Raw genomic sequence first — 25,199 nt, forward strand, 5'->3', positions numbered from 1 at the left:
GAGAATTTTGTTTCTTCCCCCGGCCCGAAGCGTCAGTAAGGTTTTTCCATGCTCGATCCCAAAGTCCTCCGTGAATCGCCCGAGACCGTCCGTGCGGCCATTGCCAAGAAGCACCTCGAGGTCGACCTTGATGCCGTGCTGACGCTCGATGCGTCCTGGCGCGCCCAGTTGTCCGAGGTGGAAACACTGCGCGGCAAGCAGAAGGCGGCCAACAATGAGATGGCCGCGCTCAAGAAGGGGTCCCCCGAGTTCATCGCCAAGGTGCAGGAAATGAAGGCCGTGTCGGCCGAGGCCAAGGCGAAGGAGGAAGGGCTCAAGGTGCTCGAGGAAAAATGGCAGGCCGCGATGCTCAGCCTGCCCAACATCCCGCACGCCACGGTGCCGGAGGGGAAAACGCCGGAGCAGAATGTCGTCCACGCCACCAACGGGTCGGTGCACGCGGTCTCCGCGCACGCCATCCCGCACTGGGAGATCGGCGGGTTCAACAACCTCATCGACTTCGGGCGCGGGGCGAAGGTCACGGGCGCCGGCTTCCCCTTCTATATCGGCGACGGCGCGCGGCTGGTGCGGGCGCTGCTGCAGTTCTTTTTGGACGAGGACGGCAAGGCCGGTTACACGGAGGTGAGCCCGCCGATCTTCGTGAATGCCGCCAGCGCCACGGCCACCGGCCAGCTCCCCGACAAGGAAGGCCAGATGTACGAAACCGCCGACAAGCTTTACGCGGTGCCGACGGCCGAGGTGCCGCTGACCAATTTCTACCGGGACGAGATTGTCGAGGAATCCGCCCTGCCGATCTGCCGGTGCGCCTACACGCCCTGTTTCCGGCGCGAGGCCGGCAGCTACGGCAAGGATGTCCGCGGGCTCAACCGGCTGCACCAGTTCGACAAGGTCGAGCTGCTCAAGTGGGTGCATCCCTCCGCCAGTTACGATGAGCTGGAAAAACTCCGCGCCGACGCCGAGCGTCTGCTGCAGAAACTCGAGCTGCCATACCGCGTGTTGCTGATGTGCGGCGGGGACCTGGGCTTCTCCCAGTCGAAAAAGTACGACCTCGAGGTCTGGGCCGCCGGGCAGAAGCGCTGGCTGGAGGTCTCGAGCTGCTCGAACTTCGAAGCCTTCCAGGCGCGGCGGGCGCAGATCCGGTTCCGCAATGCCGAGACGGGCAAGCCGGAGCTGGTGCACACCCTGAACGGTTCAGGCCTGGCCGTGCCCCGCGTGCTGGCGGCGCTGCTGGAAAACAACCTGCAGGCTGACGGGCGGGTCAAGCTGCCGGCCGCCTTGGTGCCCTACTTCGGCAAGGAGTACGTGGGGTTCAAGTGAACCGGCGACAACAGGCGGAGCGGGTGGGAGCGGCGCTGCCGAAGTCCGGCCTGCATCCCGCCGTGTTGCGCTGGGTGGCGGCGAAAAAAAGCCGCGGACCCTGGGGTGTAGCCTTGTCGGGCGGCGCGGACTCGCTGGCCCTGCTGTATGTCCTGCGGGCGCACTGGCCGGAGCAGCCGCTCATCGCCCTGCATTTCAATCACCGCCTCCGCGGCCGGGCGAGCGAGGCGGATGCCAAATTCTGCCGGGAAGTCACGCGGGCGCTGGGAATCAAAGGCATGACGGGGGTCTGGCGGGCGGCGCCAAAGCACGCCAGCGAGGCGACGGCCCGGGCGGCGCGGCAGGCGTTCTTCGCCCGCGCCATGCAGCAGACCGGCGCACGCGTGCTCTGGCTCGCCCATCAGCAGGACGATATCGCCGAATCCCTGCTCATGCGCCTGGCCCGCGGCAGCGGGACCGGGGGCTTGGCGTCGCCCCGGCCGGTGCAGACCTTCGCCGATGGGCGCGTGTATTTGCGACCGCTGCTGGGCCTGAAAAAGGCGACCCTGCAGGCGGCGCTGAAAACGGTCGGGGTGAGATGGCGGGAGGACGTCACCAACCGGGGATCACAGTATTTCCGCAACCGGGTGCGGCGCGACGTGATCCCTCGCTGGCAGGAGGCCGCCGGACGCGACGCGGTGGCGGGGGCGGCGCGGACCCGCGAGCTGTTGGAGGAGGATGATGCCGCCCTGGAGGCCTGGCTGGAGCGGCTGGCCCCGCTCCGGCGGGGCGTCCTGGACATGTCCGCGCTGGACGGAGTGCCCCGGGCGGTGACGCGGCGGGCTTTGCACCGCTGGCTGCTGGCGGTGCAGCCTGACACTGATCTCTCCCGGCAGGGATTTGAGGTCTTGCTGGCGGCGGTGGAGCGAGGCACAGCCACGCGTTTCAGTCTGGGGCGGACCGGCTTTGCGGTGATCCGGCAGGGTAAACTGGGCTATCGCCGGGGCTAGGCGTTCCGATTAGGACCGAAGATTCAACCCCGCCCCGATTGACTTATCCGGGGGGAACCTCCACGTTGGCCGACACTCTAATCCCTCATGTCCGATAACGAAGACAACAAGAAGCGCCGACCCCTGAAGAGCATGCCCCCGGACGGTTTTCCGCTGAAAACGGGCCTCATCTGGGTCGCCATCATCCTCGCGATCGCGGCGATCTTCTGGTTGAATCCGCCCAAGACGCCGCAGCCGGCCGTGCTGAACATCCAGCGGGTGGTCGAGTTTGCGCAGGAGGGCAAGATTGCCAACGGGTACATCCGGAGCGACGCGACCGGCGGCCGGGACTGGTCGGTGCTGACGGGCGAGACCACGGAGCCCATCCTCCAGAACAGCGCGGGCACGGCGACCAAGGCTTTCACCGCCACGGGTCGCCTGACGGACAGCAACCTGGAGCAGCTCCAGAAATCCAAGGTTTTCATCGAGAAGCCGGCCACCACGGCGATGACGCAGCTGCTCTATAACGTGCTGCCTTTCATCGTGGTCATCGGTCTGCTTTATTTCCTTTTCGTCCGGCAGCTGAAGAGCGCCGGCAAGGGCGCGCTCAGCTTCGGCAAGAGCCGCGCGAAGATGCTCACCCGGGACAAGGACCGCATCACCTTCTCCGACGTCGCCGGTTGCGACGAAGCCAAGGAGGAAGTGAGCGAAGTGGTCGAGTTCCTCAAGGACCCGAAGAAGTTCCAGAAGATCGGCGGCCGGATTCCCAAGGGCATCCTGATGGTCGGACCTCCCGGCACGGGCAAGACCCTGCTGGCCAAGGCGATCGCCGGTGAGGCGGATGTGCCGTTCTTCTCGATCAGCGGTTCCGACTTCGTGGAGATGTTTGTCGGCGTGGGTGCCAGCCGCGTGCGCGACATGTTCGAGCAAGGCCGCAAGAACGCGCCCTGCCTCATCTTCATCGATGAAATCGACGCGGTCGGCCGCCAGCGCGGCGCCGGGCTCGGCGGCGGCAACGACGAACGGGAGCAGACCCTGAATTCGCTGCTGGTCGAGATGGACGGTTTCGACACCCAGGAGGGCGTCATCATCATCGCCGCGACCAACCGGCCCGACGTGCTCGACAGCGCGCTGCTCCGTCCGGGCCGCTTTGACCGCCAGGTCTCGATCGACCTGCCCGACATCATCGGCCGCGAGCAGATCCTGCGCGTCCATGCCCGCCGCATCACGCTTTCCGACAACGTCGACCTGGGCGTCATCGCCCGCGGCACGCCCGGACTTTCCGGTGCCGAGCTCGCCAACCTCCTCAACGAGGCGGCCCTGCTGGCCGCCCGGCGCAACAAGAAGAAGGTGGAGATGGCTGACGTCGACGAGGCCCGCGACAAGCTGCTGTGGGGCCTGTCCCGCCGCCGCGTCATGGACGATGCCGAGAAGCGCCTGGTGGCGTGGCATGAGGCCGGGCACGCCGTGGTCCAAGCCGTGTTGGATGACGGCACCATGCCGGTGCACAAGGTCACCATTATTCCGCGCGGGCAGAGCCTGGGCAGCACGACCTACCTCCCGACCAAGGACATTCTCACGCGGCCGAAGAAGCGCCTGCTGGACGAGATCACGATGGCCATGGGCGGACGCATCGCCGAGGAACTCGTGACCGGTGATTTCAGCAACGGGGCCTATGGCGACATCAAGCAGGCGACGCGCATCGCCCGGGCGATGGTTTGCGACTACGGCATGAGCGAACTCGGCCCCATTGCCATGGGGGAGAACCAGGACACGGTTTTCCTCGGCCGCGACATCACCCGTTCCCAGCACATCAGCGAGGACACCGCGCGCAAGGTGGACATCGCCGTGTCGGACATCCTCAACTCGCAGTACAAGCGGTGCGAGACGATCATCACCGAGCATCGCACGGCCCTGGACAAGGTGGCGGCCGCGCTGCTGGAGCATGAGACGATCGAAGGGCGCCACGTGCTGGAGATCCTCAAGCACGGCGAGATCAAGTCCCCCATTGTTTCCGTGCGCCCGCCGAAGCTGCCTCCGGCCGATGCCGCCAAACCGGCGGACAAGCCGGCGCCGGAGTCGGCCGCGGGTCATGCCGGTTCGCCTGAGCCGAGCCCGGCCTGAGCCAGAAATGAGTCTTGGATTTCCTCCCGGAGGCCGGCACGATGCCGGCCTCTTTTTTTACCTATGAATATTTGCTGCATCGGCGCCGGTTACGTTGGCGGGCCCACCATGGCCATGATCGCCCTGAAATGCCCAGATATCACCGTCACGGTGGTGGATATGAACGTGGCCCGGATCGCGGCGTGGAACAGCGGCCAGCTGCCGATCTTCGAGCCTGGCCTGGACGAGGTGGTGCAGCAGGCCCGGGGGCGCAACCTGTTCTTCTCCACGGATGTAGCCGGACAGATCAAGAAATCGGACATCATTTTCGTGGCGGTCAACACCCCCACCAAAACCTATGGCGTCGGTGCCGGACGGGCGGCTGACCTGCGCTACATCGAGTCGGTGGCCCGGACCATCGCGGAGCACGCCGACTCGGCCAAGATCATCGTCGAAAAGTCGACCATCCCGGTGAAGACCGCCGACGCTATCAAGACGATCCTCGCGTCCAACAGCCGCGGGGTGAAGTTCCAGGTGCTGTCGAACCCCGAGTTCCTGGCCGAAGGCACGGCGGTGAAGGACCTGACCAATCCCGACCGCGTGCTGATCGGCGGCGAGCGCACGCCCGAGGGCGAACAGGCCATGGCCACGCTGGTCGGGGTGTATGCGCGCTGGGTGCAGCGGGATCGCATCATCACGACCAATCTCTGGTCCTCTGAACTCTCGAAACTCGTCGCCAACGCCTTCCTCGCGCAGCGCATCTCCTCGATCAACTCGATCTCGGCCCTCTGCGAGGCGACCGGCGCGGATGTGGACGAGGTGGCCAACGCCATCGGCAAGGACAGCCGCATCGGGGCCAAATTCCTGAAATCCTCCGTGGGTTTCGGCGGTTCCTGTTTCCAGAAGGACATCCTGAATCTGACCTACCTGTGCGAGAGCTTCGGCCTCCCCGAGGTGGCGGCCTACTGGACCAGCGTGGTCGGCATCAACGACTGGCAGAAACGCCGGTTCGCCGGCCAGATCGTGAAGGCCCTCTTCAACACGGTCGCCGAAAAGAAAATCGCCGTGCTCGGCTTTGCCTTCAAGAAGGACACCAACGACACGCGGGAGTCCGCGGCGATCAATGTGTGTCGCGACCTGTTGTCCGAGCACGCCAAGGTCTGCGTGTATGACCCCAAGGTGCCGGCGGATGAGATCATCGCCGACACGCTGGGCAAGGGGGCGCAGAATCCGCGCCTGACGGTGGCCAAGGATGCCTACGAGGCCTGCGCCGGCGCCCATGCCATCGCCATCGTGACGGAGTGGGACGAGTTCAAGACCCTGGATTACGCGAAAATTTTCGCGGGGATGCCGAAGCCGGCGTTCCTCTTCGACGGGCGCAACATCGTGGATCTGGCGGCGCTGCGGCAGATCGGGTTTCAGGCCACCGGCATCGGCAAGGGCTGAGGCAGGGCGGGCGGGATAGAAGCGGAAAAACCTGTCCGCGGCACCGGCTTGGTATGGCGTGGGCAACCCGTCCGGTGGCCGGGTTTCACCTTCGAACCGGGGAGGCGCCGGGCGGCCGGGGCTACTTCCGGGCGGCGGGCCGGGCTTTGCGCCAGCGGCGGTAGCCGAGGAGGGCGCCCATCGCACCGACGAGCATGGCGCCGTAGGTGGAGGGCTCGGGGACCGGGGTGATCTGGTCGTCGTAGGACTGCCACTTGGTCTGGTTGCCGGTGAAGCCGGCGAAGACCACCTGGTTCATCGGGGTGGTGGCGGTGGTGTCGAAGACGGCCCCGGCCCAATTCTGGGCGAAGAAATAATCGGTGGCGTTGGTCCAGTTGATGACGTTCACCGTAATGCCGGCGGCAATCGTGAGGTTGGCCACGCTGAGGGTCGAGGTGCCGCTGAAGTCGAGCGTGATGCTACCGCTGCCGACGAGGTTGAGGTTGGAGATGCTCAGGTCGGCATCGCTGAGCTTGAGGGTCGTGCCGGCGAAGATGTTGACGGCGCCGCTGAAGGCGTTGTCCACGTTGAAGGCAAGGGTGCCGCCGGTGACATCCAGGCCGCCGTTATAACCCAGGTTGCTATCGATGGTCAGCGTGCCGCTGCCGGCCTTGGTGAAGAGGGCGGTGGAATCACCGACCAAGGTGCCGGAGAAGGAGGTGCTGGCGTTGTTGCCGCCGGCGATGAGCGAGTAGTAGCCGAGGTCGATGTTGCCGGAACCGGCGATGGCGCCGACCGTCTCGGTGAACATCGCGGTGCCGCTGGTGCGAGCCATGCGGAACTTGCCGTCGGAGTTCATCACCAGGGTGGCGCTGTTGGCGATCTGGTCGGAGGTCTGGTCGGCGAAGAGGCCGTCGCCGCTGACCTCGAGGATGGCGGTGTTGGCGCCGCGGAAGTTGTCACCAATGGTGACGGTGCTGTTGCTTACGCCCGTGGCGTTGCCCTTGACGCCGGCGACGGCGGTCTTGTCGAGGACGACCGTGCCGTCCGTGACTTGGAAGTTGCCGGTAAAGGTGTTGGCGTCGCCGGTGAGCCGGAGGGTGCCGAGATCGGTCTTGGTGAAGCTGCTGCCAGTGCCGGAGACCACCCCGTTGATGGTGAGGTCGGTGTCCACGGCGGAGGCATTGTTGCCGACCTGCACGATGCGGTTGCCGCCGAGGTCGACATTGGCGGTGATGGTGGCGGTGTTGGCGCCGATGCCGTTGAAGGTGAGGTTGCCGCCGAGGGTGAGGGTGCCGGCGCCGGTGGCGGTGACAGAGCCGCCGGCCATGGTGAGGGCGCCGATGGCGTCGCTGTTGCCCAGGAGGTCGAGCTTGCCGTCGGTGGCGATGGTGACGGCGGTCGTGTTGTTGATCTGGTTTGAGGCGTTGAGCTGGACAATGGCCGAGTTGGTCCCGCCGGTGGAATCGCCGATGTTGAGCGCGCCCGTCCCGGTGGCGTTGACGCCGGCGGTCTTGTTGAGGACGACCGTGCCGCTGTTGACGTTGAAGGCACCCTGGAAGGTATTGGCGCCGGTGCCGGCGAGGGTGAGGGAGCCGTCACCGGTCTTGGTGACGAAGTTGTTGTTGGAGGGGGTGACCGGGGTGATCGCCCCGGAGAGGGTGAGCGAGCTGCCGGTGTTGCTGTCGAGGATGACGCCGGTGTTGGCGCCGCCGGACAGGGTGATGGCGCCGGCCACGGTGTTGGTGTCGGCGTTGTTCTTGAGGCTGGCCGCGGTGGGGGCGGCGGTGGCGTTGAGCGTGATGGCCTCGTTGGCGCTGACGGCGACGTTGTTCTGGAAGGCGAGGGTGGCGCCGATCTGGACCGCGGTGTCATCGGTGCTGGCGACGGTGGCGGTGCCAAGGGCCGCGTTGTTGGCCACGACGAGGGTGCCGGCGGCGACATTGGTGCTGCCGCTGTAGGTGTTGGCGTTGCCCAGAACGAGGGTGCCGGTGCCGGTCTTGGCGAAGTCCTTGGAGCCGCCGCTTTCGCCGACCGCGCCGGTGATGGTCAGCTGGGAGCCGCCGGCGGCGTCATACTTCACGTCGTCGCCCGCGGCGCCGGACATGGTGACATTGCCGGCGTAGGTGTTGTTGCCGGAGTAGTTGGCGAGGCTGGCGATGTTGGGGGCAACGGAGCCGGCGAGGTCCAGGTCCTCGCCCGCGGCGATGGTGATGCCGCCGGTGAGGGCGAGGGTGGCATCGGTGGCAACCGTGGTGTTGCCCGAGGTGGCGCCGAGCGCGGTGTTCTTGGCGGCGATCAGGGTGCCGGCGTTGATGGTCACGTCGCCGTCAAAGGTGTTGGCGCCCGCGCCGGAGAGGGTGAGGGCGCCGGTGCCGTTCTTGACGAGGGCGAGGGTGCCGGCGTTGTCCTGGATCACTCCGGAGAACTCGGTCGTGCCGTTGTTGCCGCCGGTGGTGAGCGTCTGGGTGCCGCTGGCGAGGTTGACGGTGCCGGCCCCGGCGAGGGAGCCGATGGTCTCGCTGAAGGTGTTCAGGTCGAGGGTGGCGCCGGAGGCCACGGAGACCGCGGAGCCATCGGTGATGACGCCGGCGGCGCCGAGGCGCAGGGTGCCGGCGGTGATGGTGGTGGTGCCGTTGAAGTCGTTGCCGGTGTTCGAGAGGAGGACGGTGCCGTCACCGGATTTGGTGATGTTCTGGGTGCCGGTGTTGCCGTCGAGTGCGCCGGTGAAGGCGACGGTGCCGCCCGCGGCGGCGGTAAGGGTGACGCCCTTGTTGAGGGTGATGGTACCGGAGAAGGTGTTGGTCCCGGAGGTGTTGGTGCCGCCGAGGGTGGTGGTGGCACCCTGGCTGTTGACGGTGATGGCGCGGCCCATGGTGCTGCCGCCGTCGGCATCGGTCATGAGGAAGCTGGTGTTATTGGCCAGGGCGGTGTTGGTGTCGTTGATGACGACGGCGGAGGCGGCGTTGCCGAGGTTGCCGTTGGTGCTGTTGGTGGCGCTGCCGGCGATTTCGAGGGTGCCGTTGCGCAGGGTGGTGGTACCGGTGTAGCTGCTGGTGCCGGAGAGGGCGAGGGTGCCGCTGCCTGTCTTGAGGAGGGCGGCGCCGTCGGTGCTGTCGTTGATGGCGCCGGTGATCGCGGTGCGACCGGAGCCCGAGACGGTCAGGTCGCTGCTGGCCCCGTTGAAAAGATCGATCGCGCCGGAGATCGTGAGGGCCGTGGTATCGGTGCCGTCGTTGGTGAGCACCATGTCGTCATTGACGCGCACGGCGGACGAGATCGTGTGGGTGCCGTTGCCGGCGACGATCAGCTGGGTGGTGCCGGAGGCCACATCAAAGTCGAGGCGGTCGGAACCGCTGACCGTGTAATTGCGGTCGCCGGTGGTGTCGATAATGAGCTTGCCGATGGTCTGGGGATCGGCGCCGCCGCCATTGAAGGTGTTGACCGTCGCGGTGGTGCCGGCGGTGATGTTGTTGCCCAGCATGGCGATCTGGCCGGCGCCGTCCGGCTGGCCGCCGGCCCAGTTGCCGCCAGTGTCCCAATCGCCGTTGCCGGCAGCCTGCCATTCCCGGACGGTGACGATGGGGACGATTTCCCAATAGATGCCGTTGGCGATGACGGCGTTGTTGCCGACGGTGGTCCAGCCGTTGAACAGGACGTTGTTCTCCAGGGCGAGGGCCTGAGCCTGGGTGTTGAAGAGCAGGCCGTAGTTGGATGATCCGCCGGTGGTGGGGTCGCCGGCCCAGTTGTCGATGGTGAGCTGACTGGTGCCGCCGACCGAGGCGGTGCCGGTGAAGCGGAGGAGGGAGTTGTCGTTGAGGTAGTCGAAGACGGAGGTGGTGCTGGCGGTCAGGGCAATGTTGTTCAGCACATCCTGGTAGCCGTTGAGGCGGAGGGTGCCGCCCGAAAGGGTGAGGTTGGCCGAGTTGTTGATCTGGTCGCTGGCCCCGAGGGAGAGGATGGAACTGCCGGCGAGGGTGAGGCTGGTGGTGGAGCCCAGTGCGCCGCTGCCGGAGCCATTGAGCGTGACGAGGCCGGTGCCGGCGATGGCGGTGGCGCCGGTGAAGGTGTTGGTGCCGCTGAGCGTGATGTTGCCGGCGCCGGCGGTGCTGAGGCCGCCGGTGCCGCTGAGGGCGCCGGTGACCCCCAGGGTGGTGCCGGTGGCGGCGCTGAGGGTGCTGGTGCTGGCGAGCGTGACCGGGCCGGCGACGGTGTTGTCGCCGCTGGCGCTGTGGAGGGCGCCGGTGCCGGCAGCCACGCCGGTGCCGTTCAGGGTGAGGGCTTCGCCACTGGCGAGGGCAAGGCCGCCGGAGAGGGCGAGGGTGGCGCCGGAACTGACCGTGGTGCCGGCCGCGGTGGTGCCGAGGGCGGCGGCGTTGGTGAGGGTGAGCGTGCCGGAGGAGGCGGTGACGGCGCCGGTGAAGGTGTTGGCGCCGCTGAGGATGGTGTTGGACGTCGTGGTGCCCGTCGTGACCACCGGGCCGACGCCGGAGATCACCCCGGTGTACGCGACGGTGCCGGAACCGGCGGCGGCGAGGGTGGTGGAGCGGCCGAGGGCGATGTTGCCGGTGAAGGTGTTGGTGCCGGAGGTATTGGTGCCGCCGAGGGTGGCGGTGCTGCCCTGGTTGTTGACGGAGATCTGGCGGTCGATCTCGATGCCGCCGGAGGCGTTGCCCGCGAGCAAGGCCAGATTGGCGCCGCCGCCGGTGCTGCCGTCGCCGACCTGGACGACGGAGGCGGAGTTGCCGAGGGCGCCGTTGGCGGAGAGCGGGGCGTCCGCCGCCACGGTGAGCGTGCCGTCGCGGATCGTGGTGGTGCCGGAGTAGGTGGCGGCGGTGTTGGCCAGGGTGAGGCCGCCGGCGCCGGTCTTCACGAGGTTGAAGTCGCCGGCGAGGGAGCCGTCCGTGAGGGTGAGGGTGGTGCCGGTGGTGGCGCTGATGACCGTGTTGCCCGTCATGGTGATCACGCCGGTGAGGGAATTGTCGCCGCCGGTGTTCTGGATGGCGCCCGCGGCCGAGACGCCGCTGCCGGTGACCGTGATGTTCTCGTCGAGGGCGAGACCGGAGCCGTTGAGCCGGAGGGTGGCGTCATTGGCGATGGTGGTGGCGTTGACGTCGGCCAGGGAGGTGGAGCGGCGGACCTCGAGGGTGCCGGCGGCGATGGCGGTGGTGCCGTCGTAGGTATTGGCCGTGGCGCTGTCGAGAATGAGCGTGCCGGTGCCCTGCTTGGAGAGACCCGCGGTGCCGCCGATGGCCCCGGTGGCGGTGAGGGTGGTGCCGGCATCGACCCCGAGGTAGGTCTCGGAGCTGAGGGTGATGGTGCCGGAGAGGGTGTTGCTCCCGCCAGTGTTCCGGATGGCGCCGAGGGAACTCACGCCCTGGCCGAAGGTGGTGAGGTTCTCGGCGACGCTGATGCCGCCCGAGAGGGCGAGGGTGGCGCCGCCGTTCACGGTGGTGGTGCCGGTGGCGTCGCCCAGGGCGGCATTGTTGGCGATGGCGGTGGTGCCACCGTTGAGGGTGGTGTTGCCGGTGTAGAGGTTCGTGCCGGAAAGAGTGAGGGTGCCGGTGCCGTTTTTCGTGAGGGTGCTGATATTGGCCCCGATGGCATTGGTGGCGGATATATTCCCGGCACCGTCGATGGTGAGGGTGCGGGAGGCGGCGGAACCGTTGATGGCGCCGGTCAGCGTGAGCGAACCGGCATCGCTCTGGATCTCGGTATCGGCCGTGAGGGTGATGGCGCCGGCGAAGGAGTTGGTCCCGGAGACATTGCGGAGGGCACCGTTGGTGTCGACGCCGGTGCCGGCGAGGGAGAGGGCCTCGGTCCCGATCGTGAGCCCCGTGTTGTGCTGCAATTCGAGGGCGGCGCCGGTGCCGCCGACCGTGGTGCCGCCGGTAGTGGTGCCCAGGCCGGAATCTTTTTGAACATTCAGGGTGCCGGCGGAGATCGTGGTGACGCCGTCGTAGGTATTGGTCGAGGCGCCGCTGATGATGGTTCGACCGGTGCCCTGCTTGGTGAGGTTGAGGGTGCCGTCGGCATCGTCGCTGAGCGTGCCGGAGAAGGTGGTGTCGGTGTTCAGGCCGCCGAAGGTGATGGTGTCGCTGGCGGCTCCGGTGTTGGTGAGCGTGCCCGCGCCCGCGAGGGAACCAATGGTATCGGTGCGGTCCCGGATATCCAAGGTGGCCCCGAGGGCGATGGCGACGGCGACCGAGTTGTCGAGGCGGTCGTCACCGCCGTCGAAGACGACGAGGCCCTCGTTGATGTTGAAGGCGCCGGTGAAAGTGGTGGGATCGAGGAGGGTGAGGGTGCCGGTGCCGGTCTTGGTCAGGCTGCCGGTACCGGAGATGCCGTTGTCCCAGATGAGATTGCCGTCGGTGTCGAGGGTGCCGCCGCCGGTCCCGAGGACGAGGTTGCGCAGACTGGTGGCGACGGTGACGGTGCCGCTGCTGACGTTGAGGGTGCCGCCGTTGAGGGTGAGGTCGGCGGTCGAGGCGGTTGAGCCGAGGTTGAGCTCGTTGTCGATGGAGAGGACGCCGCCGTTGACGGTGATGGCCCCCGTGAACGTGCTGGTGATGCTGGAGAGGGTCAGGGCACCGGTGCCAGTCTTGGTCAGGGTGCCGGCGCCGGTGTTAATGGCGCCGCTGATCGTGGTGCCGCCACTGCCGCCCACCGTGATATTATTGGTGCCGGTGGCGTTGGTGATGGCCCCTGACACGGTGAGGGTGCCCGTGGAGTTTTGGTTGAAGGTAAGGTTGTCGGAGAGGGTGATGGCGGAGCTGAGGGTGGCGCTGCCCGTGTTGCTGAGGTTCACTTGGGCCGCCCCGGCGGTCACGTTGAAGTTGAGGGTGTTGTTTTGGAGAGTGACGTTGTTATTGTCGTTGAAAACCAGGTAGCCGAGGGTGCGGTTGGCGCCGAGGGAAAGGGTGAGGTTGCTGGTGAGCGCACTGCCGAAGATAGCGGTGTGGTTGGTGCCGCCGGGCGTGCCGTCGGGGGTGGAGTCCCAGTTGGCATTGTTGTTCCAGGTGGCGCCCGTGGCGTTCCACGTGTAGACGGTGCCGGTGAGCGGCACGATCTCGCCGGAGGCGAGGCGGGTGGCGCCGGCGCCGTAGCCGTCGAAGACGATCTGATCGAGGCTACCGGTGAAACCGGTGGGGCCGGAGCTGAAGATCAGCTGGCTGGCGCCGCCGCCGGAAATGTCGCCGGCCCAGCCGTAGATGGTGAGGATGCCGTTGGTCCGGACGGCGCTGCCGAAGGTGGCCACGCCGCCGAGCGAACCGAAGTCCATGCCGGAGCTGGCCAGCAGGGACAGGTCGTTGAAGGTGTCGCTGAAGCCGGTACCGCCGCTGTGGGTGGCGAAGGTGCCGCCGCTGAGGACGAGGCTGGTATCGTTGTCGAAGACGTTGTTGGCGCCGAGGGCGACGGTGCCCTGATTGACCTGGAGGTTGCCGTCAAAGGTGTTGGCGCCGGACATCGTGAGGGTGCCGCTACCGGTCTTGAGGAGGTTGGCGCTGGCACCGCCGGCGACCACGCCGGCGAAGGTGGTGGAGGCGTTGTTACCACCGACCGTAAGGGTGGTGGCGCCGGAGCCGAGGTTGACGGCGCTGCCGGCGACACCGGCGATGGAACCCACGGTCTCGCTGGAGCCGGAGACGTTCAGCGTGGCGCCGTTGGCGATGGTGACGGCGGAGGTGTCGCCGAGGGCGCTGCCCCCGCTGGCAGTGAGGGTGCCCTGGTTGAGGGCGACTGCCCCGGAATGGGTGTTGGTGCCGGAGAGGGTGAGGACGCCGGCCCCGGTCTTGGCGAGGGTGCCGGAACCGTCCACCACGTTGGCGATGGTCAGATCGCTCAGGGTCTCGAAGGTGCCGCCGGCCGCGCCGAGGGTGACGCCGCGATTGGTGTCATTGATCGTCACGGCGGAGGTCTGGGTGCGGAGGGTGCCGCCGTCGAGGTTGAGTTGGGCGGCGTTGAAACTGCCGGGATTCGCCCCGAGATTGTTTTCATTCGAGATGGCGAGGGTGCCGGCGGCGAGGGTAGTGCTGCCCGTGTAGGTGTTGGCGCCGGAGAGGACGAGGGTGCCGGCCCCGGTTTTGGTGAGGTCGTTGCCCGCCGCCCCGGAGACCACGCCGGCGACGGTGAGGGTCGTGGCCGCCGCGGTGCCGATGCTGGCGTCGCCGGCGAGGGCGACGGTGCCGGTCCAGGTGTTGGCGCCCGTGGCGTTGAAGAGGGCGCCCTGGGCGTTCGAACCGGTGCCGGTGAGGGTGAGGCCCTCGGCGACGGTGAGGCCGGTGCCGTTGAGGGCGAGGGTGCCCCCGGCATTCACCGTCGTACCGGCGGCGGTGCTGCCGAGCGCCGTGTTCTTCTCGATCTGCAGAATCCCTTCGTGGACGGTGGTGGCGCCGGTGTAGGTGTTAGCGCCCGCGCCACTGAGGATGGTGGTGCCGGTGCCCCATTTGCCGAGGGTGCCGTTGCCGGAGATCACGCCGGAGAGCACGGACTGGCCGACGCCCTTCATCGCGAGGGCATTGCCGTTGGTGTCGATGTTGCCGCTGATGGTGAAGGGGGTGACGGCGCTTAGGTTGTTGTTAACCTCCAGATTTTTGTTCATCTGGACATCCATCGCGATCTGGTGGCTGGCGTTGCCGTTCACGACATCGTTCGTGAGGTTGATGCTGGTCGGCACGCCGACGCTGTCGGAATCGAAGATGAGGCGACGTTGATCGGAGGTGGAAAGGGTGTACGCGTTGTCACCGCTGAAATACATGTTCTTGATCACCTTGTCGCTGCCGGTGACGTCGATGCTCTGCGCGGTGGTCACGTAGGTGCTGTTGAACAGCACATTCGACTTGAGGGTGGGGTTGGTATTGCCGGCCCAGTTGAGCGGGTCGTTGTCGCCCGTGCCCCAGATCTTGAAGCTGGCGCCCTCGCCGTTGTCCCAGACGAAATTGCCGCTGCCGGCGGTGGCGGTGACGGAGAGCAGGCCGCCGATCTCGTAGACCTGGGTGCCGGCACCGGTGCCGGCGGCGAAGCCCATCTTGAGCTGCTCGGGGCGGACGAACGAGCTGAGGTCGACATCGAGCACGTCGTACCACAGGCCGTCCTCGCCGAATTGCATGCTGACGGTGAGCTGGGAATTTTCGTCGAAGGTGATCGAGACGTTGCGGTATTGGGTGCTTTGGTTGGGCCGGGCGGTGGCGTCGGAGAACGCCATGGTGTACGGCAGATCGGGCACCGTGCCATCGCCGCCCTCGAGTACGGTGGCGCTGCCCGTGTCGGTGTAGTCGCGGTCGCCAGTGCCGGCGAGGTAGTTGTAGCCCGTGACCCCATCGCCGGGTCCGCGGGCCACGACGGTGTTGGGATTGAGCGCGCCGCCGCCGGCGGTGCCGCCCTGGCGACCCTCGGCGGCGCGGGAGTAGTTGCCGTAGGCATCGAGGGCGATGCCGACCCAGCCGCCATTCATGCCGTTCTGGTCGCCGGGGTTGAACGTGCCGATGGTGCCAAAATCCTTTTGCGCATAGCCGATCGAGCCACCATCGGCGCCGACCACGAAGGGTTTGCTCGCGTCGTACAGGAAGAAGGTGATGCCGTCGGCGCCGGTCTGATTGTAGTCATTCCCGCCCCACATGTTCATGCCGAAGGTGATGTTCACGCTGTTTCCGGCGGAGGGAATCGGGGTGTCGAAGTAGACGGCGTTGTGCGTGTTGGTCGTGTCGTTGGTCAGGCGCAGCCAGCCGGCGCCCAGCGGATCGATGGTCGCATCACCAAATTCCGGGTCGCCGGCGCGGGGCGCGGCACCGGAAGTCAAAATCGGGGCCGGCGTGGAGTTGCCCGCGGGGTTCAGCACCCAACCCGCCGCAGTGTCATTTTTGAAGTCTTCCGTGTACGTAAACTGCGCAAAAACATGCGAAGTCATCAGGGCAAACGCCGCGAGAACCGCGAACACTGCGGTGAGTTTTCGGCGTGGTACGGCAGGGATAAATGGATCTAGCCCAAACACCCCGGAACAGAATAGGTTATACACCCCACAGTCAATGACGTTGAAGCGCCGAAAAAAGGCGGGATAATCACTCCCTAATTATATTCGCTAATTGATTATAATCAGCAGGAAACGATGATTATAAAAATTCGTTCCAAGACCACGGCAAACGAGAGGCGGAAGCTTTTGCTCAGGTCTCCAGCGCGGTGCGATAATGACGGGGCACGCGCTTAGTGACGGAGCATAAGGTTTCCCACGCGATCGTGTCCGCCCACGCACTGAATTCGCTGATCGAAATTTCGGCCTGACCCTGGCGACCGACCAGGACGACGGCATCGCCGCAGGCGACCTCGCCGGGCACGTCGGTGACGTCGACCATGGTCTGATCCATGGTGATACGCCCCAGCACGGCACAGCGCCGGCCGCTGATCAAAACAGAGGCTTGGCCGCTGCTGGCGCGAGCGAGGCCGTCGCCGTAGCCGGCGGTGAGCACGGCGATGCGGGAATCGCGCGTCAGGTGTTGGGTGCGACCGTAGCTGATGCTCGTGCCGGAGGGCAGGGTTTTCACCAGGCCGACGCGGGTGTGGAAACTGAACACGGGTTCGGTGCGGGTGCGCGCGAGCAGCGAGTGCGGGTGGGGGAGGATGCCGAACTGGAGCAGGCCGACGCGCACGGCATTGAAGACGCTCTCGCCCGGGGTGGTCTCGAGGCCGGCGCTGTTGTCGGCGTGGATGAGAATGTTTCGGTCCGATAGGCCCGGCAGCGTGGCGAGGGTCGCGAGGAAGATCCGTCGCTGTTCGGCGGTAAAGGCGGGATCCTCGTCGGCGCTGGAGAAGTGGGTGAACACACCGGCCAAGTGCAGGCCGGGGGCGGCGATGATGGCGTCGTAGAGCGCGCGGGCGCCGGGATGCCACACGCCGAGGCGGCCCATGCCGGTGTCGATCTTCAGGTGTACGGCGATGGGTCGGCCGGCGGCGCGGCCGATGGCGTCGAAGCGACGCACCTCGTCCGGCGAGGAGACGGTGGCGGCGAGGTCGAACTCGGCGAGGTATCGGTCCTCGTCCGGCAGCACGGGACTGAGCAGCAGCACCGGCCAGTCGGTGCTGAGTTCGCGGATGGTCATGGCCTCGGCGATGTTGGCGACCCCGAACAGATCGGCGCCGGCATGCATGAGGCGCGCGGCGACCTGGGGCAGGCCGTGGCCGTAGGCGTCGGCCTTGACCACGGCGACGTATTTGATGCGCGGCGGCAGGCTGGCGCGGATGAGCTTGAGGTTGCGCTCCAGGGCCGCGAGGTCGATCTCGACCCAGCAACGGCGGGGCAGTTGGGCGGAAGAGCTCATCGGGTGGGGGCGGTCTCGGAGCTGTGGGGCTGGGCCGACCACTTCTTGTACTCGGGCGCCTCGGTTTGAAAAGCGTCGGGCAGATTCACCGGATCGAAATGCGCGTGATCGCCGCCGTCGCTGAGCAGGTCGGCCAGGGTATAGCGGCAGGTGGTGACCTGCGCCGGCGGTTTGGACCAGACCCGAAAACCGGCGGGGGTCAGTAACTCGCCCCCGGGCAGATCGGCGGTGGCGCGGCGTTCCAGCAGACCGAGGATGCCGTCGATGGAGACCGGTTGGACGTGCCAGGTTTCGCGCCGAGCATCAGCAATGATGGTGAACGGGCGGGGCTCACGCCGCCATTCGGCGAGGCCGGCGAGGGCCAGGCTTTGGTAGCGATAAACGGGGCGCGGTTGCAGCGCGAGCCACGTGCGCAGCGCCATGGCGACCGTACGGGTGCCGAGCATCGAGCCCGGACCCTCGCAGAAAATGAAGGCCTCCACGGTGGCGAGCTCGGCTCCGGCGCGCGCGAGGAGGTTTTCGGTGACCTGGAACACCCCGCGACCGGCCTCGGCGTCGCTCTCGGCCCAGAGCGGCAAGGTTCCTTGCTGCAACAGCCCAGCCTGGATCCGTTGCGAAACCGCGTCGAGCACGAGGATACGGCGGTGACTGGCAAGGAGTTGGGCGAGGGGGACCATGAAAACGAGAAGCTTGGGCGGGATCGGGACGGAATCCAAGTGGGATTGCGCGGCGTTTGGGTGGAAAGAGACCTTGACCGGGTCGGGCGGGAATACTTACCTCGGCCTCTTTTCCCCGAGAAAACCCATCCGAATTTACACCGTGAACGTTCAAATCACCGATATCAACGAGACCCGCAAAGCGCTGACCGTCACCCTGGACATGGGTGAGGTCCAAGGCGAATACACCAGCCTGATTGGCGAATACACCAAGCAGGTCAGCCTGCCGGGTTTCCGTCCGGGCAAGGCTCCCGCCGCCATGGTGGCCGCGCGCTTCGGCAAGGAGATCAAGGACGAGTTCAAGAACCGCGTGATCGGCAAGGCCTACCGTGACGGGCTGGAGCAGTCGAAGCTCGAGGTGCTGTCGCTGGTGGATGTCGAGGAAGGCACGATCGAGCCCAACCTGTCCGCCGCGATCAAGCTCACCGTCGACGTGCGCCCGACGATCAAGCTGCCGGAGTACACCGGCATCGAGACGAAGATCGAGGCCACCGAGCCGACCGAGGCCGAGATCGACGGCGTGATCGAGGGCCTGCGCGCCGAGCGTGCCGACTTCAAGGTCGCCGAGCGTCCCGCCGCCAAGGGTGACTACGTGCGTTTCGGTTACACCGGCACGCTGGACGGCAAGCCGCTCGACGAGGTCGTCGGCGACAAGAAGATTTACGCCGCCGCCCCGCAGACCTGGGAAGAGGTCGAGGGCGCCAACGAAGGGCTGCTGCCCGGTGTTTCGAGCCAGCTGAGCGGCCTCAAGACCGGCGACAAAAAGAATGTCGACGTTACGTTCCCGGCGGATTTCGCCGCGGTGCCCGCGCTGGCCGGCAAGACGGTTGCCTACGCCATCGAGGTGCAGGAAATCCGCGAGCGCATCCTGGCCCCCCTCGACGAGGCCTTCTACAAGTCCCACCAGGTCGACGACCTCGATGGCCTCAAGGCCCAGATCAAGGCCAACCTGACGGCCCGGAAGGACTATGCCAACCGCGCCGCGCAGCGCCGGCAGATCACCGAGACCCTGGCGACCCGCGCTGATTTCCCGGTGCCGGAGAGCCTTGTCAATTCCGAGCGCGACGGGATCCTGCGCCAGTTCATCGAGGAAAACCTCCGCAACGGCGTGCCCCAGGAGAAGCTCGAGGAAAACAAGAAGGAACTTTACGAGAACGCCGGCAAGGCCGCCGCCACCCGCGTGAAGGTCCAGCTCATCCTCGCCGAGATCGCCCAGGCCGAGAAACTCAAGGTCGACGAGAAGGATTTCAACAACTGGCTCATGCGCGAAGCCATGCGCAGCGGCCAGCAGCCGCAGAAGCTGGCGAAGGATCTGGGCAAGGATCGCGACCAGGTCCGCGCCATCCAGCAGCAGCTCCTGTTCGACAAGGCCCTTGATTTCCTCGTCACCAAGGCTACCGTCATCACGGTAACCAACAAAGCATGAGCTATTACGTCCCCATCGTCCTTGAGAACACCGGCCGCGGCGAGCGGTCGATGGACATCTACAGCCGCCTCCTCAAGGACCGCATCATCTTCATTGGCACGCCGATCGACGACAACGTGGCCAACGTGGTGATCGCGCAGATGCTGTTCCTCCAGATGGAGGACCCGAAGAAGGACATCCACGTTTACATCAATTCGCCAGGCGGCGTCGTGACCGGTGGCATGGCCATCTACGACACCATGAACTTCCTGCAGTGCGACATCGTCACCTACTGCATCGGCATGGCCGCGAGCATGAGCACCATCCTGCTGGCCGCCGGCACGAAGGGCAAACGCTTCGCCCTGCCGAACAGCCGGGTGATGATCCACCAGCCCTCGGGCGGCGCGGGCGGCCAGGCGGCCGACATCGCCATCCAGGCCAAGGAGATCATCCGCTGGCGCAAGACCCTTAACGAGACCATCGCCAAGCACACCGGCAAAACCCCGGAACAGGTGGAAACGGATTCCGACCGCGATTACTACATGAGCGCCGAGGAGGCCAAGACCTATGGCATCGTCGATCATGTCGTCGCCTCGACCCGTGACGCCCAGCAGATTGCGCAAAGCGCTGCCTGAGTTTTGCTTGAGCCGGTCGGTGCAGCCGGCAGGAATATCCCTCGACTAACCGCCAGTTCGGCCGATTATAACTTTCCATGGCTAAATCTTCGCGCATGACCCTCTGTTCGTTCTGCGGTAAATCGCAGGCGGAAGTTCGCAAAATCATTGCGGGGCCAGGGGTTTACATCTGCGACTCGTGCGTAAATGTCTGCAAGACGATCATTGACCGGGAGGTGAAGACCCCGGCCGCTGCCGCTGAGGGTACGGCTGCCAAACCGGCTTTTCGCTTGGTTAAGCCGGCCGAGATCAAGAAGGTCCTCGATGACCACGTCATCGGCCAGGACCACGCCAAGAAGGTCCTCTCGGTCGCCGTCTACAATCACTACAAGCGCCTGAATTTCGACCCGACTCACGGCAACGCCTCCGAAGCGGCTTCGCTGCCCGCCGAGTTCTCCGACGTCGAGGTCGAGAAGAGCAACATCATGCTCGTCGGTCCGACCGGCTCCGGCAAGACGCTGCTGGCCCGCAGCCTCGCCCGCATCCTTGACGTGCCGTTCGCCATTTCCGATGCCACGACGCTCACCGAGGCCGGTTACGTCGGCGAGGACGTCGAGAACGTCGTGCTCCGCCTCCTGCAATCCGCGAATTACGACGTGAAGAAGGCCGAGTGCGGCATCATCTACATCGACGAAATCGACAAGATCCGCCGCACGACCGAGAACGTCTCGATCACGCGCGACGTGTCCGGTGAAGGTGTGCAGCAGGCGCTGCTCAAGATCCTGGAGGGCACCACGTGCAACGTGCCCCCGCAGGGCGGCCGCAAGCACCCGAACCAGGAGTACATCCAGGTCAACACCTCGAACATCCTCTTCATCTGCGGCGGTGCGTTTGTCGGCCTGAACGACGTCATCAAGAAGCGCATGGGCCAGCGTTCGCTGGGCTTCCACATCAATTCCAAGGATCACGAGCTTTCGCCCGAGGAGATGATGCGCGGCGTCGCCCCCGAGGATCTCATCCGTTTCGGCATGATCCCGGAATTCATCGGCCGCCTGCCGGTCGTGTCCGTGCTCGACGAGCTGCGCGTGGAGGATCTCGAGAAGGTCCTGCTCCGCACCAAGAACGCGATGGTGAAGCAGTATTCCAAACTCTTCGCGATGGACGGCGTGCAACTCAAGTTCACCCGCGACGCCATCGTGGCCATCGCCAAGCGCGCGATCGAGCTCAAGACCGGCGCCCGCGCCCTGCGGGCCATCCTCGAGAAGATCATGCTGGAGGTCATGTACGACCTGCCGGGCCGCGACGACATTTCCGAGGTCATCATCGACCAGGCCGTGGTCGAGGGCCGCAAGAAGCCGCAGCTCAAGAAGCACGGGCGCACCGCGTCGAAGAACGCCGCCTGAGGCGGTCGACCTTATTTTGTAGGGCGGGGTCTCCGGACCCCGCCTTTTTCATGTCCGCCCGGGTGGCGGTGCCTGGCCAACAATTCGGGCGTTCTGCAGGCGGGGTTCGGAGACCCCGCCCTACAGTGGCTCACCAGTTGAAGCTTTCGTCCTTGCTGATGGACTGGGCGAAACCGGCGAAGAGTTTCACGCAATTCTCCACGTCCTCCAGGTCCACGACCTCGCTCGGGGTGTGCATGTAGCGGAGCGGGATGGAGACGAGGCCGCAGGCCACGCCGCCGCGGGCCATCTGGATGGCGCGGGCGTCGGTGCCGGTGGGGCGGGGGTCGGCTTCGACCTGGTAGGGAATCTTGAGCTTCTTCGCGACGGCGATGAGGCGGTCGTAGACCTTGGGATTGATGTTGGGCCCACGGCAGATGATGGGGCCGCCGCCGAGCTTGGTCTCGCCGAACTTGCGCTGGTCGCAGTCGGGGTGGTCGGTGGCGTGGCCGACATCAACGGTGAGGGCGACATGCGGGTCCACGGCGAAGGACGAGGTCTGGGCGCCGCGCGTGCCGATCTCCTCCTGGGTGGTGGCCACGGAGACAAGCTTGGCGTTCAGCTTGGCCTTCGCCTTAGCCAGGCGGATGAGGGTCTCGCCGACGATGTAGGCGCCGACCTTGTTGTCGAAGGCGCGGGCGGTGCCGACCGAGCCGTGGATGAGCTCGAATTCGTGGTCGTAGGTGGCCACGTCGCCGATGGCGATGCGGGCCAGGGCCTCGGCCTTGGTCTTGGCGCCGATATCGATCCAGATCTCGTGTTTCTTCGGGACCTTCTTGCGATCCTCGTCGTCCATCAGGTGGATGGCGCGCTTGCCGGTGACGCCCTTCACGGGGCCGGCGGCGGTCTGGATGATGACGCGTCGGCCCGAGATGATGCTCAGGTCGTGGCCGCCGATCGTGTCGAAATAGAGGAAGCCGTCCTTGCTGACGAAGATGATGATGAGACCGAGCTCGTCCATGTGGCCGGCGAGCATGAGCGTGGGCGCGCCCTTGAGGTTCAGCGAGGCGAGGCGGTTGCCGAGGGCGTCGTTGGCGTAGGCGGCGGCGTGCGGCTTGACGTGGGTGTCGTAGACCGCCTGGGCCTGGGCCTCGGCGCCGGAGGGCGATTTGGCCTTGAGCAGCTCGGTCAGGAAAACGGGGGCTTGGTAGTCGGGCATGGGAGAGAGTTTAGGTGCGGGGAAAACCGGCGCAAGCTTGGCGCTAGAGCACGGTGCGCAGCAGGCCGTAGATGCCGACGCTGAGGGCGGCGAGCGAGTCGCCGGCGATGAGGCCGCCGCCGACGAGGGACATGGTGCTCATGTCGCTGGGCAGGGCATCGGCCTGGGCGGCCGCGGCCGCCTTCCGTTTTTCGGCCCACTCCGTGTACAGCGAGCCGAAGATGCCGCCGCCGGCCCACCAGAGGACGGTGGGGATCTCGACGAAGCCACCGAAGGAGGAGGCGTAGGGGCTGGGCAGGAGGACAGCATCGACCACGAAGTCGGTGGCCCGGCCCCGGCCGGAGCGGGCGACGAAGGCCTGGTAGGCGGCGGTGCGCTTGATGAGTTTGCGGATGACCATGGTCACGAGGCCGACCGTGATGCCGAGCCAGAGGGCCTTGAGCACGTGGGGTTGCTCGAGGGTGATGCCCTTGATGGCGCCGACAAACTTGTAAGTCATGGCGGACTGCCACTGCTGGGCGCCCTCGAGGTGCGGGTTGCTGAACTGGTCGGCTTGCAGGATCGGGTAGGCACTCATGAAGACCTTGGCGAGGACGACGGTGAGGACGGCGCCGCAGGCGATGCCGATGACCTGGTAGCGGAACTGGTTCACGCGGTTGGTGCCGAGGCGCCAGCCGGTGGAGCGGTCCTGCTGCATGTCACCACCGACGCTGCAGGAGATGAGGAGGATGGCGGAGCACATCAGGCCGACACCCGGATCCTTGAGCCCGAGGGCGGCCATGATGAAGACGGACATGACGAACGCGCTGGAGATCGGGTTCCAGTCTGAGATGCCGAGGGAGATGCCGTTGACGAGGACGAAGACGAAGACGAGTGCCAGCGCCACCACGAGGAAGAACACGGGTTGCTGGAGCAGCTGGCTGCCGAGGATGACGATGCCGGCGCCCCAGCCGGCGATCCAGAGAAGGAGGCGGACCATGTTGACGCGTTTCCAGTCGGGATCAGCTGCGACGGGGGTCTGTTGCCTGAAGCGCTTGGCCGCCTCGATGAGGATGAGCACGATATCGAGGCCGGCGGCGCCGAGGATGGTCCCGAGCGAGATGATGAAGCCGATCTTGCGGTAGGGGTCGTTGGCGCCGAGCCAGCCGATCTCGATGAGGTGGGGCTTGGCGGCGAGACCGATGAGGGCGACGACCAGCGCCGGGATGGCGATGCGGGCGCCGACGATGAAGCCCGCGCCGACGGTCGAGGCGGAGACGCCGTAGGCCCCGATGGCCGCGACCTTGAACGAGGCGAAGCCGACCCCGTAGCCGCCGAGCATGCCGCCGCCGAGCTTGGCGATGGAGCGGCGGAGCAAGGCGGGATCGGTGAGGGCGCGCAGGATGTTGGCGACCGCGAAGCCGGACGGGTAAGTGAGCTGCATGCGGTCGACGAGGACCGGGGTGTAGAGCATGCCGACGCCGACGCCGAACATGCCGATGCAGGTGAGGAACAGGATCATCTTCCAGTCGGGGACCGGGGGCAAACCGAGCCAGACCATCGCCTGGATGAGTACCGCCATGGCGCACATGCCGGCGACCGAGGCGGCCATGGTCTGCATGTAATTGGCGCCGTGTTTACCCTCCGGGCCGTAGGGCAGCGTGACCACGCTGCCGAGGATGCCGGCCAGCACCTGTCCACCGACAAAGAAGCCGATGGAGAAATTCATGAACGCCGCGGAGATGCCGCCGAGCGGACCGAGGATCGTGATGGCCACCACGGAGAGCATCACGTGGTAGGCGGGTGAACCGATGGGGGGGAGGAAACGCTTCAGGCCGGTGGGTTCGGGCATGGGGGAAGAACGGGGATTACGTCAGACCTTGAAGGTTATGACACAGCCGCCAATCCCTAAATCCCGGCGGCCGCGGCGCCGGCACAGGCATTAGCGAATCACTTGAGCCCTAGCAGCAATGCGGCCGTCTCCGCCGGCTTGCGCCAGTTGGGGACGTGGTCGGCTTCCATGATGATGACCGGCCAGCCGCGGGCCCGGGCGCGTTCGGAGGAAGCATAGAAAGTGTCCGTCTCGGGCGATTTGCCCGGATCGACCGTCAGGATATAGGTCGCGGGGACTTGGGCGGCGGCGGGATTTTTCAAGCTGATCGCATCCGTGAAGGTCTTGAGCGGATGGGGCACGTCCCGGGGGAGCGGGCGGTCGGGCTGGACCCAGGTGGGGATGATGAATCCATCCTTGGTCATCTTCTCCAGATCCATGTCGCCCTGACGGGGGCGGAGACTCATGAGGCTTTCGCCATCGGTGGGCAGAAACGCGTCGAGGTAAACGAGGCGACGGATCCGCCCGGGGATGCGGTCGGCGACGCCGGTGATGACCATGCCGCCGTAGCTGTGGCCGAGCAGGATGATGTCATGCAGGTCCTCGAAGAGGATGAGGTTCACGATATCGTCGATGTGGTCGTTCAGGCCGATGTCGGGCGTGGCCCGGGGGTAGTGTTCGCCGAGTCCGGGCAGGGACGGGCGGTAGACCTTCCAGCCCTGGGCCTCGAGGATCGGCGCGACCTTCTTCATCTGCCAGCCGCCGGCCCAGGCGCCGTGGACGCTGACGAGGACGGTGGGGGCGGAAGCCGGTGTCGGCTCGGTGGCGATCAGGCCGGTGCAGCCGAACAGGCCGAGGCACAGGAGGGCAAGCGTTCGGAGCTTCATCTGGGGAGATTGGGCCGGCGGATCGCGCAAGGGAAGCGCGG

The 25,199-nt window shown here is 66.2% G+C and carries 13 protein-coding genes; 7 read left to right on the plus strand and 6 right to left on the minus strand.

Annotated elements, in window-relative coordinates; all coding sequences use genetic code 11:
- The first annotated feature begins 48 nt into the window (after positions 1-48).
- From serS to Verru16B_RS12270, 4 genes are all read left to right on the plus strand, one after another.
- A complete protein-coding gene (gene serS, locus Verru16B_RS12255; protein ID WP_069962548.1) occupies positions 49-1,317 on the plus strand; it encodes a serine--tRNA ligase in 1,269 nt (422 codons plus the stop codon).
- Entirely contained in the window at positions 1,314-2,306 is a 993-nt protein-coding gene (gene tilS, locus Verru16B_RS12260; protein WP_069962549.1) for a tRNA lysidine(34) synthetase TilS, read from the plus strand. The genes serS and tilS overlap by 4 nt, the downstream gene beginning before the upstream one ends.
- A gap of 87 nt (positions 2,307-2,393) precedes the next feature.
- A complete protein-coding gene (gene ftsH / locus Verru16B_RS12265) occupies positions 2,394-4,409 on the plus strand; it encodes an ATP-dependent zinc metalloprotease FtsH (protein ID WP_069962550.1) in 2,016 nt (671 codons plus the stop codon).
- A gap of 63 nt (positions 4,410-4,472) precedes the next feature.
- Positions 4,473-5,834: a UDP-glucose 6-dehydrogenase gene (locus tag Verru16B_RS12270; protein WP_069962551.1), complete on the plus strand. Its 1,362-nt coding sequence runs from the start codon at positions 4,473-4,475 to the stop codon at positions 5,832-5,834.
- A gap of 121 nt (positions 5,835-5,955) precedes the next feature.
- Here Verru16B_RS12270 and Verru16B_RS19140 read toward each other — a convergent pair whose 3' ends face one another.
- The 3 genes from Verru16B_RS19140 to Verru16B_RS12285 form a co-directional block, all read right to left on the minus strand.
- Positions 5,956-15,720: an autotransporter-associated beta strand repeat-containing protein gene (locus tag Verru16B_RS19140; RefSeq protein ID WP_157772396.1), complete on the minus strand. Its 9,765-nt coding sequence runs from the start codon at positions 15,718-15,720 to the stop codon at positions 5,956-5,958.
- A gap of 253 nt (positions 15,721-15,973) precedes the next feature.
- A complete protein-coding gene (alr, locus tag Verru16B_RS12280; RefSeq protein WP_069962553.1) occupies positions 15,974-17,125 on the minus strand; it encodes an alanine racemase in 1,152 nt (383 codons plus the stop codon).
- Positions 17,122-17,802, minus strand: a complete 681-nt coding sequence (locus Verru16B_RS12285; RefSeq protein WP_157772397.1) for a hypothetical protein — start codon at positions 17,800-17,802, stop codon at positions 17,122-17,124. The genes alr and Verru16B_RS12285 overlap by 4 nt, the downstream gene beginning before the upstream one ends.
- Before the next feature lie 142 nt (positions 17,803-17,944).
- On the opposite strand from Verru16B_RS12285, the gene tig reads away from it, so the two are divergent.
- The 3 genes from tig to clpX all read left to right on the plus strand — a co-directional run bounded on the left by tig (position 17,945) and on the right by clpX (position 21,263).
- The gene (gene tig / locus Verru16B_RS12290) at positions 17,945-19,267 is read left to right on the plus strand and encodes a trigger factor (RefSeq protein ID WP_069962555.1); all 1,323 of its coding nucleotides are present in this window, start codon (positions 17,945-17,947) and stop codon (positions 19,265-19,267) included.
- A complete protein-coding gene (locus Verru16B_RS12295; protein WP_069962556.1) occupies positions 19,264-19,881 on the plus strand; it encodes an ATP-dependent Clp protease proteolytic subunit in 618 nt (205 codons plus the stop codon). The genes tig and Verru16B_RS12295 overlap by 4 nt, the downstream gene beginning before the upstream one ends.
- Before the next feature lie 77 nt (positions 19,882-19,958).
- Positions 19,959-21,263: an ATP-dependent Clp protease ATP-binding subunit ClpX gene (gene clpX, locus Verru16B_RS12300; RefSeq protein WP_069962557.1), complete on the plus strand. Its 1,305-nt coding sequence runs from the start codon at positions 19,959-19,961 to the stop codon at positions 21,261-21,263.
- A 130-nt stretch (positions 21,264-21,393) separates the two neighbouring features.
- Here clpX and Verru16B_RS12305 read toward each other — a convergent pair whose 3' ends face one another.
- The 3 genes from Verru16B_RS12305 to Verru16B_RS12315 form a co-directional block, all read right to left on the minus strand.
- Positions 21,394-22,461 (minus strand): M20/M25/M40 family metallo-hydrolase, encoded by a 1,068-nt coding sequence (locus tag Verru16B_RS12305; RefSeq protein ID WP_069962558.1) that lies wholly within the window; start codon positions 22,459-22,461, stop codon positions 21,394-21,396.
- Positions 22,462-22,504: 43 nt separating this feature from the next.
- Positions 22,505-24,292, minus strand: coding sequence for an OPT/YSL family transporter (locus tag Verru16B_RS12310; RefSeq protein ID WP_069962559.1), 1,788 nt, complete (start codon positions 24,290-24,292; stop codon positions 22,505-22,507).
- Between the two features lie 98 nt (positions 24,293-24,390).
- Positions 24,391-25,158 carry an alpha/beta fold hydrolase gene (locus tag Verru16B_RS12315; RefSeq protein ID WP_069962560.1) on the minus strand — a complete coding sequence of 256 codons (768 nt, stop codon included), beginning with the start codon at positions 25,156-25,158 and terminating at the stop codon, positions 24,391-24,393.
- Positions 25,159-25,199 lie beyond the last annotated feature (41 nt).

Source organism: Lacunisphaera limnophila (assembly GCF_001746835.1).
GTDB lineage: Bacteria > Verrucomicrobiota > Verrucomicrobiia > Opitutales > Opitutaceae > Lacunisphaera > Lacunisphaera limnophila.